Annotated in this window: 12 protein-coding genes and 1 pseudogene; all 13 read left to right on the top strand. The window is 64.6% G+C overall.

What is annotated here, in order from left to right:
* The 13 genes and pseudogenes from RCH10_RS21465 to RCH10_RS21405 all read left to right on the top strand — a co-directional run bounded on the left by RCH10_RS21465 (position 1) and on the right by RCH10_RS21405 (position 13,592).
* Positions 1–1,665, top strand: a complete 1,665-nt coding sequence (locus tag RCH10_RS21465; RefSeq protein ID WP_409053961.1) for an AMP-binding protein — start codon at positions 1–3, stop codon at positions 1,663–1,665.
* On the top strand, positions 1,662–3,290 hold the full coding sequence (locus RCH10_RS21460; protein ID WP_409053960.1) for a carboxyl transferase domain-containing protein: 1,629 nt from the start codon (positions 1,662–1,664) through the stop codon (positions 3,288–3,290). Before RCH10_RS21465 ends, RCH10_RS21460 begins: the two co-directional genes overlap by 4 nt.
* 45 nt (positions 3,291–3,335) lie before the next feature.
* Positions 3,336–4,130 (top strand): enoyl-CoA hydratase/isomerase family protein, encoded by a 795-nt coding sequence (locus RCH10_RS21455; protein WP_409053959.1) that lies wholly within the window; start codon positions 3,336–3,338, stop codon positions 4,128–4,130.
* A 52-nt stretch (positions 4,131–4,182) separates the two neighbouring features.
* Positions 4,183–5,685, top strand: coding sequence for an MmgE/PrpD family protein (locus RCH10_RS21450; protein WP_409053958.1), 1,503 nt, complete (start codon positions 4,183–4,185; stop codon positions 5,683–5,685).
* A gap of 54 nt (positions 5,686–5,739) precedes the next feature.
* Positions 5,740–6,411: a DUF4126 domain-containing protein gene (locus tag RCH10_RS21445; RefSeq protein ID WP_409053957.1), complete on the top strand. Its 672-nt coding sequence runs from the start codon at positions 5,740–5,742 to the stop codon at positions 6,409–6,411.
* Positions 6,404–8,431: a biotin carboxylase N-terminal domain-containing protein gene (locus RCH10_RS21440; protein WP_409053956.1), complete on the top strand. Its 2,028-nt coding sequence runs from the start codon at positions 6,404–6,406 to the stop codon at positions 8,429–8,431. The genes RCH10_RS21445 and RCH10_RS21440 overlap by 8 nt, the downstream gene beginning before the upstream one ends.
* A gap of 2 nt (positions 8,432–8,433) precedes the next feature.
* Positions 8,434–9,372, top strand: coding sequence for a glyoxylate/hydroxypyruvate reductase A (locus RCH10_RS21435; RefSeq protein WP_323495770.1), 939 nt, complete (start codon positions 8,434–8,436; stop codon positions 9,370–9,372).
* Between the two features lie 17 nt (positions 9,373–9,389).
* A complete protein-coding gene (locus tag RCH10_RS21430; protein ID WP_409053955.1) occupies positions 9,390–10,310 on the top strand; it encodes a hydroxymethylglutaryl-CoA lyase in 921 nt (306 codons plus the stop codon).
* The gene (locus RCH10_RS21425; protein ID WP_409053954.1) at positions 10,310–10,837 is read left to right on the top strand and encodes a YbaK/EbsC family protein; all 528 of its coding nucleotides are present in this window, start codon (positions 10,310–10,312) and stop codon (positions 10,835–10,837) included. Before RCH10_RS21430 ends, RCH10_RS21425 begins: the two co-directional genes overlap by 1 nt.
* A pseudogene (locus RCH10_RS21420) lies at positions 10,834–10,953 on the top strand (DUF1289 domain-containing protein); the annotation flags it as partial. The gene RCH10_RS21425 and the pseudogene RCH10_RS21420, both read left to right, overlap by 4 nt.
* 12 nt (positions 10,954–10,965) lie before the next feature.
* Complete coding sequence (locus RCH10_RS21415; protein WP_409053991.1) at positions 10,966–11,100, top strand: hypothetical protein; 135 nt, start codon at positions 10,966–10,968, stop codon at positions 11,098–11,100.
* On the top strand, positions 11,097–11,735 hold the full coding sequence (locus RCH10_RS21410) for a 2-hydroxychromene-2-carboxylate isomerase (RefSeq protein ID WP_187053147.1): 639 nt from the start codon (positions 11,097–11,099) through the stop codon (positions 11,733–11,735). The genes RCH10_RS21415 and RCH10_RS21410 overlap by 4 nt, the downstream gene beginning before the upstream one ends.
* Before the next feature lie 180 nt (positions 11,736–11,915).
* Positions 11,916–13,592, top strand: coding sequence for an MFS transporter (locus tag RCH10_RS21405; RefSeq protein WP_409053953.1), 1,677 nt, complete (start codon positions 11,916–11,918; stop codon positions 13,590–13,592).
* The last annotated feature ends 75 nt before the right edge of the window (positions 13,593–13,667 follow it).

Here is a 13,667-nt window from a genome sequence, read left to right as displayed (position 1 = left end):
ATGACATCGAACCTGAGTTATGCAAAAGGCGCGACCGATGTCCCGCTGATCGAGCAGCCCATCGGCGCGTTCTTCGACAACATGGTCGCTTCGCAACCCGACCACGAAGCCCTGGTCAGCCGTCACGAAGCCCGGCGCTTCAGCTACCGCGCACTGCAGACCGAATCGAACCGCCTCGCCAGCGCGCTGCTGAACCTCGGCCTGGTGCCGGGCGACCGCATCGGCATCTGGTCGCACAACAACGTGCCGTGGGTGCTCATGCAGATCGCGACCGCCAAGGTCGGGCTCATCCTGGTCAACATCAACCCGGCGTACCGCACGTCGGAACTCGAATACGCGCTCAACAAGGTCGGCGTGAAGGCGCTGGTCACGATGGCGCAGTTCAAAACCAGCGACTACCTCGGCATGTTGCGCGAACTTGGGTCAGCCAGGCTGCCATTGCTGAAGCACACCGTGTGGATCGACAAGTCAAGCGATGCCGATCAACCCGGCATGCAGCGCTTCTCAGCCCTGCTCGCCAGCGGTAACCCCGACGACCCGCGCATCGCGCAGATCGCCGAGACGTTGAAGGCTACGGATCCGATCAACGTTCAGTTCACCAGCGGTACCACCGGCTTCCCCAAGGGCGCGACGCTCACGCACCGCAACATCCTGAACAACGGCTTCTTCATCGGCGAGTGCATGAAGCTCAGTCCGCACGACCGGCTGTGCATTCCGGTTCCGCTGTACCACTGCTTCGGCATGGTGCTGGGCAACTTGGCGGCGCTGACGCACGGCTCGACGATCGTGTATCCGAACGACGGCTTCGATCCGCTCACCGTGCTTGAAACCGTTCAGGCTGAAAAGTGCACCGGCCTGCACGGCGTGCCGACGATGTTCATCGCCGAGCTCGACCATCCGCGCTTCGCCGAGTTCGACCTGTCGACTTTGCGCACCGGCATCATGGCCGGCTCGCCGTGCCCGACCGAAGTCATGAAGCGCGTGGTCGACCAGATGCACCTGGGCGAAATCACCATCGCCTACGGCATGACCGAAACCAGCCCGGTGAGTTGCCAGAGCAGCACCGACACGCCGCAAGACAAGCGCGTTTCGACCGTGGGCACGGTGCAGCCGCACATCGAAGTCAAGATCATCGACTCGGAGACGGGTGCCACGGTGCCGCGCGGCACCTCGGGCGAACTGCTCACGCGCGGCTATTCGGTCATGCACGGCTACTGGGAAGACGAGCCTCGAACCCGCGAAGCCATCGACGCCGAGCACTGGATGCATACCGGTGATCTGGCCGTGATGGACGACGAGGGCTACGTCAACATCGTCGGTCGCATCAAGGACCTGGTGATCCGCGGCGGCGAGAACATCTACCCGCGCGAGATCGAAGAGTTTCTGTATCGGCACCCGAAGGTACAGGACGTGCAGGTCGTCGGCCTGCCCGACAAGCGCTACGGCGAAGAGTTGTGCGCGTGGGTCATCGTGAAGCCGAACCAGAGCGCGACCGAAGACGAGATCCGCGATTTCTGCAAAGGCCAGATCGCGCACTACAAGGTGCCCAAGTACATCCAGTTCGTCACCGAGTTCCCGATGACCGTCACCGGCAAGATTCAGAAGTTCAAGATCCGCGATGAGATGAAAGAGCGCCTCGGCCTCAACGAAGAGAAGACCGCATGAGCAAGCTAGAAACCAAACTCAACGCCCGTTCCGCCGACTTTCAGGCCAACGCCGTCGCGATGCGCGCATTGGTCGACGACCTGCACGCACAGTTCGCCAAAGTCGAGGCCGGCGGTGGAGAAGCCGCTCGCGCCAAGCACGTCGCGCGCGGCAAGTTGCTGCCACGCGATCGCGTCGCTGAACTGCTCGATCCCGGCACGCCGTTCCTGGAGATCGCACCGCTTGCCGCGTACGGCATGTACCTCGACGCCAAGGGCAACGAGTCGGCCCCGGGCGCCGGCCTTATCGCCGGCATCGGCCGAGTGAACGGCGTCGACTGCATGGTGGTCTGCAACGACGCGACCGTGAAGGGCGGCACCTACTACCCGCTCACGGTGAAGAAGCATCTGCGCGCGCAGGAGATCGCCGAGCAAAACCACTTGCCGTGCATCTACCTGGTCGATTCCGGCGGCGCCAACCTGCCGAACCAGGACGAGGTGTTCCCCGATCGCGATCACTTCGGCCGCATCTTCTACAACCAGGCGCAGATGAGCGCGCAGGGCATTCCGCAGATCGCCGTGGTCATGGGTTCGTGCACCGCGGGCGGCGCCTACGTGCCGGCGATGAGCGACGAATCCATCATCGTGAAGAACCAGGGCACGATCTTTCTGGGTGGCCCGCCGCTGGTGAAGGCCGCGACCGGCGAGGTCGTGACGGCCGAAGACCTGGGCGGTGGTGATGTGCATACGCGGCTGTCGGGCGTGGTGGATCATCTGGCGCAGAACGACCTGCATGCGCTGGCGCTGGCGCGGTCGGCGGTGGCTAATCTGAATGCCAAAGCGGCGCGGCCTGCAATGCCCGAACCGGCCACGCCGCGTGCGCCCGACTTCCCGCGAGAAGAGCTTTACGGTGTCATCCCGACCGACACGCGCAAGCCTTTCGACGTGCGCGAGATCATCGCGCGCGTGGTCGACGGCAGCGAGTTCCACGAGTTCAAGCAGCGCTTCGGCGCGACGCTGGTCTGCGGCTTCGCCGAGATCGAAGGGATGCCCGTCGGCATCATCGCCAACAACGGCATCCTGTTCAGCGAGTCGGCGCAGAAGGGTGCGCACTTCATCGAGCTGTGCTGCCACCGCAAGACGCCGATCGTCTTCCTGCAGAACATCACCGGCTTCATGGTCGGCCGCAAGTACGAGAACGAAGGCATCGCGCGCCACGGCGCCAAGATGGTGACGGCGGTGGCGACCGCCAATGTGCCCAAGTTCACCATCATCATCGGCGGGAGTTTCGGCGCCGGCAACTACGGCATGTGCGGCCGCGCCTACTCGCCGCGCTTCCTGTGGATGTGGCCGAACGCGCGCATCAGCGTGATGGGAGGCGAACAGGCCGCGAGCGTGCTGGCGACCGTCAAGCGCGACGGCATCGAAGCCAAAGGCGGCACATGGAGCGCCGACGAAGAAGAAGCCTTCAAGGCACCGCTGCGCCAGCAATACGAAGTGCAGGGCCATCCCTACTATGCGACGGCGCGCATCTGGGACGACGGGATCATCGATCCGGCGGATACGCGGCGTGTGCTTGCCCTCGGGCTGGCGGCGTCGCGCAATGCGCCGATACCGGAACCGAAGTTCGGCATCTTCCGGATGTGAGATGGCTACCTACGTTTCATCGCGCACGTCCTTGAATTTCCAGACATGACCTTCACCAAACTGACCCTCACGACAGACGGCCCCATCGCCCGCATCTGGCTCGACCAGCCCGACACGCGCAACGCTTTCGACGACGTCGTGATCGCCGAGCTGACGCAAGCTTTCGCCGAAGCCGGCGCGATGGCGAACGTCAAGGCCATCGTCCTCGGCGCCAACGGACCGGCGTTTTGCGCCGGCGCCAACCTCCACTGGATGCGTCGCATGGCCGACTACTCGCGCGATGAAAACATCGCCGATGCAGGCAAGCTGGCCGAAATGTTGCGAGTGATGGCCGAGTGCCCCAAGCCGACCATCGCGCGGGTGCAGGGCGATGTGTACGCTGGCGGCATGGGACTGGTCGCGGCTTGCGACATGGCGGTGAGCGTGGACACGGCTTGGTACTGCCTGAGCGAAGTGAAGATCGGCCTGATCCCCGCGACCATCAGCCCCTACGTGATTCGCGCAATGGGGACGCGCGCGGCGCAGCGTTACTTCTTGACGGCCGAGCGCTTCACGGCCGCCGAGGCGCATCGCATCGGCTTCGTGCACGAGGTGGTGGCGGCCGATGCGCTCGACGCCAAGGTCGACGAGTTGCTCAAGGCCTTGCTCGGCGCCAGCCCGGCCGCCGTGCGCGCCGGCAAGCAACTGATCGCCGACGTGGCGGGTCGTGACATCGACGCTGCGCTGATCGCCCACACGGTCGAGGGCATCGCCGACATCCGCGCCAGCGAAGAGGGGCGCGTGGGCGTGCAGGCTTTTCTGCAAAAGCGCAAACCGTCGTGGCTCGAAGCCAAAGCCTGATGCAAGTGAGCATCGCCCACTCGATGACATCAAACGCCCTAGGGAACATCGCATGATCTTGAAAGACCGACGCCAGTTGCTGCTTGCATCCGGTACCGCATTGCTCACCGGCTTGGCCGCTTCGACATCGCGCGCCCAGCCGGCCGCAGCATCGGCGGGCGTCCCGGCGCCAGCCCCCGCGCCGACATTGAGCGCGGCGCCCAAGGGTCCGGCGGCATCGCCGGTGACGCACATCCTGGCACGCTACGCCGCAACAGCCACGGCCGACCAGATACCGGCAGTGGTGCGCAAGGAGGCGACTCGGACGCTGCTGAACTGGGTTGGCTGCGCGGTCGGCGGCTCGCAGCAGAATGCGCCCACGCACGCTGCAGCGGCGCTCAAGCCGTTCTCCGGTCCGCCGCAGGCCAGCCTGTTCGGTCGAACAGAACGTCTGGACGCGATGCAGGCTGCACTGGTCAACGGCATCAGCTCGCACGTGCTCGACTACGACGACACGCACCTCAAGACCATCATCCATCCGGCCGGTCCGGTCGCTTCGGCGTTGACGGCCTTTGCTGAATACCGGCCGGTTTCCGGCGCCGACTTCATGAACGCGCTGGTGCTGGGCTGCGAGATCGAATGCCGCATGGGCAACGCTGTCTATCCCGAACACTATGCGATGGGCTGGCACATCACCGGCACCACCGGCGTGTTCGGCGCTGCCGCCGCCATCGGGCGCCTGCTCAAGCTCGACGAAAAACGCATGGCCTGGGCGCTGGGCAACGCCGCGTCGCAACCGGTCGGTCTCAAGGTGCAGTTCGGTTCCGACACCAAGAGTTTTCATCCTGGCAAGGCGGCGCAGAACGGGATGCTGTCGGCACTGCTGGCAGAACAAGGCTTCACCGCCTCTGAAGTCGCCATCGAGGGTTTCGATGGCTGGGGCCAAGCCATGAGCACGCGCCATGACTGGGCCCAGGTCACCGGGGGATTGGGCGAGCGTTACGAGCTGGCGCTCAACACTTACAAGCCCTTCGCGTGCGGCATCGTGGCGCATCCCGCTATCGATGCGGCGATCCAGTTGCGCGCGGCCCATGCGCTCAAGCCCGAGCAGATCGCGTCGGTGGAACTGAAGGCGCATCCGCTGGTGCTCAACCTGATGGGCAAGACGGAACCGCGCACCGGCCTCGAAGGCAAGTTCAGCGTCTATCACGCTGTCGCCGTGGCCCTGGTGACGGGGCGGGGCGGCGACCAGGCGTTCAGGGACTCGGCCGTCAACGATCCGACGGTGCTGGCGGTGCGCAACAAAGTGGCGGTGAGCGTCGACAACGCCATCAAGCCGGACCAGGTCGATATGACCGTGACGCTCACCGACGGCCGTAAGTTGCACCAGTTCATCGAGCACGCCGTGGGCAGTCAGGACCATCCCATGTCCGATGCCCAGCTGGAGGACAAGTTCACCGGTTTGACCGACGGCATCCTGGCCCCGGAACGCAGCCGCCAACTGATGGCGTTGTGCTGGAAAGCCTGGGACTTGGCCGATGCCGGCGACATTGGGCGCGCCGCTGCGGCAGCGTGATGGCCGTGCCGACCTTTCTGCAATCACAACAACCGCATGGGATGACCCGCTGACATGAGCGCGCTCGACATGCCGCAACTGCTGGCGTTGGCCGCCGCCATCGGCTGGGCCAGCGGCATCCGGCTGTATCTGGTGGTGTTGCTGACCGGGCTCGTTGGCTACTTCGGCTGGTTCGCCTTGCCCGGCGGGTTGCAACTGCTGGCGCATCCGGCGGTGCTGATCGCCAGCGGCTTCATGGTGTTTGTCGAGTTCTTCGCCGACAAGATTCCGGGCCTCGATTCGCTCTGGGACATGGTGCACACCGTCATCCGCATCCCGGCCGGCGCGGCATTGGCCGCCGGCGTTTTTGGCGCCGACCACACCGCCATGGCGCTGGTCGCGGCACTCGTCGGCGGCGGCTTCGCGGCCACCGCGCATGCCGCCAAGGCGACCACGCGCGCGGCCATCAACACCTCGCCCGAGCCGTTCAGCAATGTCGGCGCGTCCTTGGTTGAAGACGCTGCGGTGCCGACCGGTCTGTGGCTCGCCGTCGCGCATCCGCTGGTGTTCGGCGTGCTGTTCGTCATCGTGCTCATCGGCAGCGTGTGGCTCATTCGCAAGAGCTGGCGCTTTCTCAGGTCGCTCTTCGGCCGCGTCGCGCGCATCTTCAGCGGCAAGCCCGACCCGGGCGTGACCTCCGCTTTCCAGTTCAAGAAGAAACCTTCGGAAGACAGCCCTCATGTTTAAAAAGATCCTGATCGCGAACCGGGGCGAGATCGCTTGCCGTGTCGCCGCGACGGCGCGCCGCATGGCGATCCGCACCGTCGCCGTCTACTCCGATGCCGACGCGCATGCCAACCATGTACGCGCTTGCGACGAGTCGGTTTACCTCGGCGGCAGCGCGCCCAAAGACAGCTATCTGCGCTGGGAAAAGATTCTCGAAGCAGCCAAGGCCACGGGTGCTGAAGCGGTGCATCCGGGCTACGGCTTCCTGAGCGAGAACGAAGAGTTCGCACGGGCCTGCGCTGAGGCGGGCCTCGTCTTCATCGGGCCGCCGCCCTCGGCCATCAAGGCGATGGGTCTCAAGGCTGCATCGAAGCAGTTGATGGAAAAGGCCGGCGTGCCGCTGGTTCCTGGCTACCACGGCCACGACCAGAACCCGGCGCTGCTGCAGCGCGAAGCCGATCGCATCGGCTACCCGGTGCTCATCAAGGCCAGCGCAGGCGGCGGCGGCAAGGGCATGCGGGTGGTCGACAAGAGCGAAGACTTTGCAACTGCGCTGGCGTCGTGCCAGCGCGAGGCGATCAACAGCTTCGGCGACGACGCGGTGTTGATCGAAAAATACGTGCAGCGTCCGCGCCACATCGAGATCCAGGTGTTCGGCGATACGCAAGGCGATTGCGTCTATCTTTTCGAGCGCGACTGCTCGGTGCAGCGGCGCCATCAGAAGGTGCTCGAGGAAGCGCCGGCACCCGGCATGACCGAGGCGATGCGCAAGGAAATGGGTGCGGCGGCGGTCGCTGCTGCCAAGGCGGTGAAGTACGTCGGGGCGGGGACAGTCGAGTTCATCGTCGAGCAGAGAGACGGTGGCGAAATGAACTTCTTCTTCATGGAGATGAACACGCGACTGCAAGTCGAGCATCCCGTGACCGAAGCCATCACCGGCCTCGACCTGGTCGAGTGGCAACTGCGCGTGGCGTCGGGCGAGCCGTTGCCGTTGAAGCAGAGCGAACTCAAGATCCATGGCCATGCCATCGAAGCGCGCATTTGCGCTGAGAACCCGGACAACAATTTCCTGCCCGCGACCGGCAAGCTGCTGGTCTATCGCAAGCCGCAGGCGACGGCATTCGAGAGAACGAAGCTGAGCGACCCGCGTGCCGCGGTCCGCATCGACGACGGCGTGCGCGAAGGCGGCGAGATCTCGCCGTTCTACGATTCGATGATCGCCAAACTCATCGTGCATGGCGCGGACCGTGCCGAAGCACTGGCGCGTCTCGATGCAGCGCTGGCGCAGGTGCATATCGTCGGCGTGGCGACCAACGTGCAGTTCCTGCGCGGTGTGCTGGCGACCGATTCGTTCGCCAACGCCAAGCTCGATACCGCATTGATCGAGCGCGAACGCGCCGTGCTGTTCGACCGTGAACCGCTCGGCCTGCCGCTGGCGGCGGCTGCGGCCATCACACGCACGTTGATCGGCGAATGGCCGTCGAAGATGCCCGATCCGTTTGCGCGTCGCGATGGCTGGCGTGCGCTGGGCGAATACACGCGTCACTTCGATTTCGAGTTTCGGGGTGAAGACGCGTCGGCCTTCGTGACATACAAGCGCGACGGCAGCCTCTGGCTGAAAGTCGGCGACGTCGAAGGCGCGCTGGTCATCGGCCAGTTTCCAACCGGCGAGTTCGAAGTCGAATTCAACGGCGGGCGCCATACGTTGAACGTCTACGAGAGCCAGGGCACCGCACACGTTTTCGCGCAGCAGGGCGCGAGCAAGATCACCACCATCGACCGATTGGCGCATGCGGGCGAAACGCAGGCCGAAGGCGGCCGGCTGACCGCGCCGATGCCGGGCAAGGTGGTGTCGTTCGCCGTGAAGGCTGGCGACAAGGTGACCAAGGGGCAGCCGTTGGCCGTGATGGAAGCGATGAAGATGGAGCACACCATCGCGGCACCGGCCGATGGCACGGTCGAAGAGCTGCTGTATGCGCCGGGCGATCAGGTGACTGAAGGGTCGGAGCTGCTGCGCATCGCCACTCCAGAGGCTTCCTGATCATGCACATCACCGTCTGCCTTACCGATCTCAAACCCGACGCCTGGGTCTCGGGCCTGCAACACGAATTTCCAGAGGCTCACGTTTCCGTCTGGCAATCCGGCGCGCCGCCGGCCGACCATGCCGTGGTCTGGTCACCGCCGCAGCGCATGCTCGACGAGCAGCCCGGCTTGCGGGGCCTCTTCAACATCGGGGCCGGCGTCGATGCACTGCTCAAACTCAGGATGCCGCCGCACACGCGCATCGTGCGAGTCGAAGATGCAGGCATGGCGGTGCAGATGGCGGAGTACGTTTGCCACGCGCTGATTCGTCACTTTCGGGAGTTCGATGCCTACGAGGTCGATGCACGGCAAGGCCGCTGGGGCTATCGGGCGCCGCGTCTGCGCTCGCAATTTTCGGTCGGCGTCATGGGGCTCGGCGTGCTGGGCGAGCGGGTCGCCAAGGCCGTGGCGCAATTCGACTTTCCGGTCAACGGCTGGAGCCGCTCGCCCAAGGACATCGCCGGCGTCCGCAGTTTCGCGGGGCACCAAAGTCTGGATGCATTTCTGGCGGAGAGCCGGGTGCTGGTGTGCCTGCTGCCGGTCACGCCCGACACCCGCGGCATCCTGCGGCGCGAGACGTTGACCAAGCTGAACGGCGGCGCGCCGGGCGGCTACGTCATCAACGTGGCACGCGGCGCGCATCTGGTCGAATCCGACCTGATCCCGCTGCTGGACGCAGGGCAGCTCGACGGCGCGACGCTCGACGTGTTCGAGACCGAACCGCTGCCGCCCGACCATCCGTTCTGGCGGCATCCGAAGATCACCGTGACGCCCCATGCGTCGGCGCGCACGTTGCGCGAAGAATCTATCGCGCAGATCGTCTCGAAAATCCGTGCCGTCGAAGGGGGTGCGGGTTTTGACGGGATGGCGGGCGTGGTCGACCTCGAACGCGGATACTGACTTTTCCAGGAGACCCCATGAAGCTTCCCCTCAACGTAAAAATCGTCGATGTCGGCCCGCGCGACGGCTTGCAGAACGAAAAAAGCCCGGTGTCGGCCGAGGTCAAGATCGGCCTCGTGCACCGCCTGCAAGACGCCGGCGTGCGCGAGATCGAGGTCACCAGTTTCGTTAGCCCGAAGTGGGTGCCGCAGATGGCCGACAACGCCGAGGTGATGCACGGCATCCAGCGCAAGGCCGGCGTGCGCTACTCGGTGCTCACGCCCAACATGAAAGGCTTCGAGGCCGCCATCGCGGCGCCGCGCAACGAGTGGCCCGACGAGATCGTGGTGTTCGGGGCCGCCAGCGAAGCCTTCAGCCAGAAGAACATCAACTGCTCGATTGCCGAAAGCATCGAGCGCTTTGCGCCGGTGGTCGCGGCCGCCCGCGAGCACGGCATCTATGTGCGCGGCGCGATGTCGTGCACCGTCGGCTGCCCTTATGAAGGCGAAGTTGCGCCCGAAGCGGTGGGCCGCCTGGCCGGGCTGATGCGTGGCATCGGCGTGCAGCACCTCGGCGTGGCCGACACCATCGGCGTGGGCACGCCGGTGAAGGTGCAGCGCGCCATCGAAGCGACGCTGCAGCACTACGGCATCGACGACATCTCCGGGCACTTTCACGACACCTATGGACAGGCACTCGGCAACACGCTGGCCAGTCTGGAGATGGGCGTGTGGCAGTTCGACACTTCGTCGGCCGGACTCGGCGGTTGCCCGTATGCCAAGGGCGCCACCGGCAATGTCGCGACCGAAGACGTGGTTTACATGCTGCAGGGCATGGGCATCGATACCGGCATCGATCTGGACAAGCTCATCGATGCCGGCGTGTACATCAGCCAGGCGCTGGGGCGAGAGCCGAATTCGCGGGCGTCCAAGGCGATCCGGACAAAGCGGGAAGCCTGATGTGCGGCTCTGAACTGCACGCGCTGCCCGAGTCGGTACAGCGCGTCGCGCGGGTGCTGCAGGACGCCGGTCACGCGCACGAGCCACAGATGCTCGACGACGCTGCACGCACCGCGCAACAGGCGGCCGATGCACTCGGCATCGCGGTCGGACAGATCGCGAAGAGCATCATCTTCCGGCGCAAAAGCGACGATGCAGCGGTGCTGATCATCACCTCGGGCGATCGCCGGGTGGACGAGAAAAAGGTCGATGCCATCGTCGGCAAGACCGGGCGTGCCGATGCCGATTTCGTGAAGGCGAAGACCGGCTTCTCGATTGGCGGCGTGTCGCCTTTCGCGCATGCCACGCCGTCCGTGACGTTGATCGATCGCGAACTGTTTCGCTTCGACGAAGTGTGGGTGGCCGCGGGCCATCCGCATTCGGTGGTGCGACTGGCACCGCAAGACATCGAGCGCTTCACCGGTGCACCAGTGGCCGACGTGACGGTGCAGGTGACGGCGGTGGATGTCGCGGCGCCTGCGCAATGAAAGTACGCGAAGTGCTGCCTGAGCCGGTCGTGCCTTCGCCCTGCGTTTCGGTCTGTCGCATGGTGACCGAAACGGCCCTCTGCGAAGGATGTTTTCGGACCATTCCCGAGATCGCTGGGTGGCGGCACATGAGCGACGTCGAGAAGTGCGCCGTGTGGGGACTCATCGATCAACGCTCCTCGGGAACGAGAACGCAAGCAGAAGCAGACGCAGAAGCAGAAGTGAAAGCAAAAGAGAACGAGAAGGACAAGACATCGACATGAAGCACATCACTTTCTATCTCGACTTTATTTCGCCCTATGCCTATCTGGCGTTCGAGCGACTGCCCGACGCGCTCGAAGGGCTCAGCTACAGCGTCAGCTACAAGCCGCTGCTGCTCGGCGCGCTGTTCATGCACCACGGTCATGTGGCGCCTGCCGACGTGCCGTCCAAGCGCGCCTGGGTCTATCGGCAGGCACTGTGGCTCGGCCGCGCGAACGGCATTCCCATCGACATGCCGGCCAGCCATCCGTACAACCCGCTGCCGCACCTGCGGCTCGCGCTGGCAACGACGCACACGGGCGAGATCAGCCGCTATGTGGCAGAGACGATTTTTCATGACGTGTGGCGCGGTGGCGGCGATGCGGCGGACCCGGTACGCCTGGCCTCATTGGCATCGCGGCTGACGCTGGTGCGAGACAGCAGAGGCGAAGAGGCCAAGGTTCAGTTGCGTGCCAATACCGAAGAGGCGGCGACTGCCGGTGTGTTCGGCGTGCCCGCGTACTCGGTCGAGGGTCAGGCGGTGTGGGGCTTCGACAGCTTGCCGATGCTGCGCGCGATGGTCGAGGGCGACCCCTGGTTCGACAGCGCGGCGTGGCGCGATGCGGCCGACCGGCCCGGGATCGTCCGCGCGAAATAAAAGCGTGAAGGACGCCGCCGAGGCGGGTTTTCTTGCATCCTGAAACCGACCCCGCGGGTTTCCCCTCGAACTGTCAGCGTCGGTTCAGTTTGGTGAAAGTCTCGGGTCAGTCGTCGCTTCAAGAATGCGGTGCGGTCTCGTGACGAGGCCGCATCCGAATTTCAAACAGGAGACGACGCAATGGCAGCCACACTGGATTCGAAGGGGGTTCCGCATCCGGCCCCCCGGCCCATGACTCCCGAGGAACGCAAGGTGATCTTCGCCTCGTCCCTTGGCACGGTGTTCGAGTGGTACGACTTTTATCTGTACGGAACATTGGCCGCCATCATCGGTCGCCAGTTCTTCTCGAACCTCGACCCCAACTCGCAAGTCATCTTCTCGCTGCTCGCCTTTGCAGCCGGTTTCCTGGTGCGTCCGTTCGGCGCCATCGTGTTCGGCCGGCTGGGCGACATGATCGGCCGCAAGTACACCTTCCTGATCACCATTTTGATCATGGGCCTGTCGACTTTCATCGTCGGCCTGCTGCCCAGCTACGGCACCATCGGCGTTGCCGCGCCGGTCATCCTGATCGCGCTTCGCATGCTGCAGGGCCTTGCGCTCGGCGGTGAGTACGGCGGTGCTGCGACGTATGTTGCCGAGCATGCGCCGCACGGCAAGCGGGGTGCCTACACATCGTGGATTCAGACCACGGCGACGCTGGGACTGTTCCTGTCGCTGCTGGTCATCCTGGGTGTGCGTACCCTGCTCGGCGAGCCCGAGTTCGCTGCCTGGGGCTGGCGCATTCCGTTCCTGGTGTCGGTGCTGCTGTTGGCGGTGTCGGTGTGGATTCGCCTGTCGCTGTCCGAATCGCCGGCGTTCCAGAAGATGAAGGCCGAGGGCAAGACCTCGAAGGCGCCTCTGTCGGAATCGTTCGGCGAATGGAAGAACCTGAAGATCGTCATCCTGGCGCTCGTCGGTCTGACCATGGGCCAGGCGGTCGTCTGGTACACCGGCCAGTTCTACACGCAGTTCTTTTTGACCGGCTCGCTGCAGGTCGACGGTGCGACGACCAACGTGCTGGTGGCACTGTCCCTCTTGATCGGCACGCCTTTCTTCCTGATCTTCGGTTCGCTGTCCGACCGGATCGGCCGCAAGCCCATCATCATGGCCGGCCTGCTGATCGCTGCGGTGACGTACTTCCCGATCTTCCGCATGCTGACCGAAGCGGCCAACCCGGATCTGGCGAAAGCGCAAGCCGCATCGAAGGTCGTCGTGACCGCGGACCCGAGCGAATGCTCGTTCCAGTTCAACCCGACCGGTACGGCCAAGTTCACCAGCTCGTGCGACATCGCCAAGCAGGTGCTGGCCACGCGTTCTGTGAGCTACGACACGGCTGACGGCACCGGCACGGCCAAGATCTCGATCGGCGACAAGGTCATCGAGTCTTACGCCAGCAAGGGCCTGCCGGCCGACGAAGCCAAGAAAAAGGACGCCGACTTCAAGGCCGCCATCGGCGCTGCATTGAAGGAGCATGGCTACCCGACCAAGGCCGACCCCGAGAAGATGAACAAGCCGATGATCGTGCTGCTGCTCACCATCCTGGTGATCTACGTGACGATGGTGTACGGCCCGATCGCTGCCATGCTGGTGGAGATGTTCCCGACACGCATCCGCTACACCTCGATGAGCCTGCCGTACCACATCGGCAACGGCTGGTTCGGCGGACTGCTGCCGGCCACCGCGCTGGCGATCGTGGCGCAGACGGGCAATATGTACAACGGGCTTTGGTACCCGATCGTGATCGCTTTGATCACCTTGGTGATCGGCGTCATATTCGTCCGCGAAACCAAGGACGTCGACATTTACGCGAACGACTGATTCACGCTGAATGCGCGAGAGCCCCGCGACCGAAAGGCCGCGGGGCTTTTTATATGGCGTCGCGGCTGACAGGGG

Origin of the sequence: Variovorax sp. GrIS 2.14, assembly GCF_046115955.1 — a bacterium.
GTDB lineage: Bacteria > Pseudomonadota > Gammaproteobacteria > Burkholderiales > Burkholderiaceae_C > Variovorax.
The sequence above is the reverse complement of the archived record's forward strand: the minus strand, read 5'-3'. Positions and strand labels throughout refer to the sequence as shown.

Bases quoted from the DNA above. Each gene is read 5' to 3' on its own strand.
- RCH10_RS21405 (WP_409053953.1), top strand. From the start codon at position 11,916: ATGGCAGCCACACTGGATTCGAAGGGGGTTCCGCATCCGGCCCCCCGG.
- RCH10_RS21430 (WP_409053955.1), top strand. From the start codon at position 9,390: ATGAAGCTTCCCCTCAACGTAAAAATCGTCGATGTCGGCCCGCGCGAC.
- RCH10_RS21440 (WP_409053956.1), top strand. From the start codon at position 6,404: ATGTTTAAAAAGATCCTGATCGCGAACCGGGGCGAGATCGCTTGCCGT.
- RCH10_RS21450 (WP_409053958.1), top strand. From the start codon at position 4,183: ATGATCTTGAAAGACCGACGCCAGTTGCTGCTTGCATCCGGTACCGCA.
- RCH10_RS21460 (WP_409053960.1), top strand. From the start codon at position 1,662: ATGAGCAAGCTAGAAACCAAACTCAACGCCCGTTCCGCCGACTTTCAG.
- RCH10_RS21410 (WP_187053147.1), top strand. From the start codon at position 11,097: ATGAAGCACATCACTTTCTATCTCGACTTTATTTCGCCCTATGCCTAT.
- RCH10_RS21425 (WP_409053954.1), top strand. From the start codon at position 10,310: ATGTGCGGCTCTGAACTGCACGCGCTGCCCGAGTCGGTACAGCGCGTC.
- RCH10_RS21465 (WP_409053961.1), top strand. From the start codon at position 1: ATGACATCGAACCTGAGTTATGCAAAAGGCGCGACCGATGTCCCGCTG.
- RCH10_RS21415 (WP_409053991.1), top strand. From the start codon at position 10,966: ATGAGCGACGTCGAGAAGTGCGCCGTGTGGGGACTCATCGATCAACGC.
- RCH10_RS21455 (WP_409053959.1), top strand. From the start codon at position 3,336: ATGACCTTCACCAAACTGACCCTCACGACAGACGGCCCCATCGCCCGC.
- RCH10_RS21435 (WP_323495770.1), top strand. From the start codon at position 8,434: ATGCACATCACCGTCTGCCTTACCGATCTCAAACCCGACGCCTGGGTC.
- RCH10_RS21445 (WP_409053957.1), top strand. From the start codon at position 5,740: ATGAGCGCGCTCGACATGCCGCAACTGCTGGCGTTGGCCGCCGCCATC.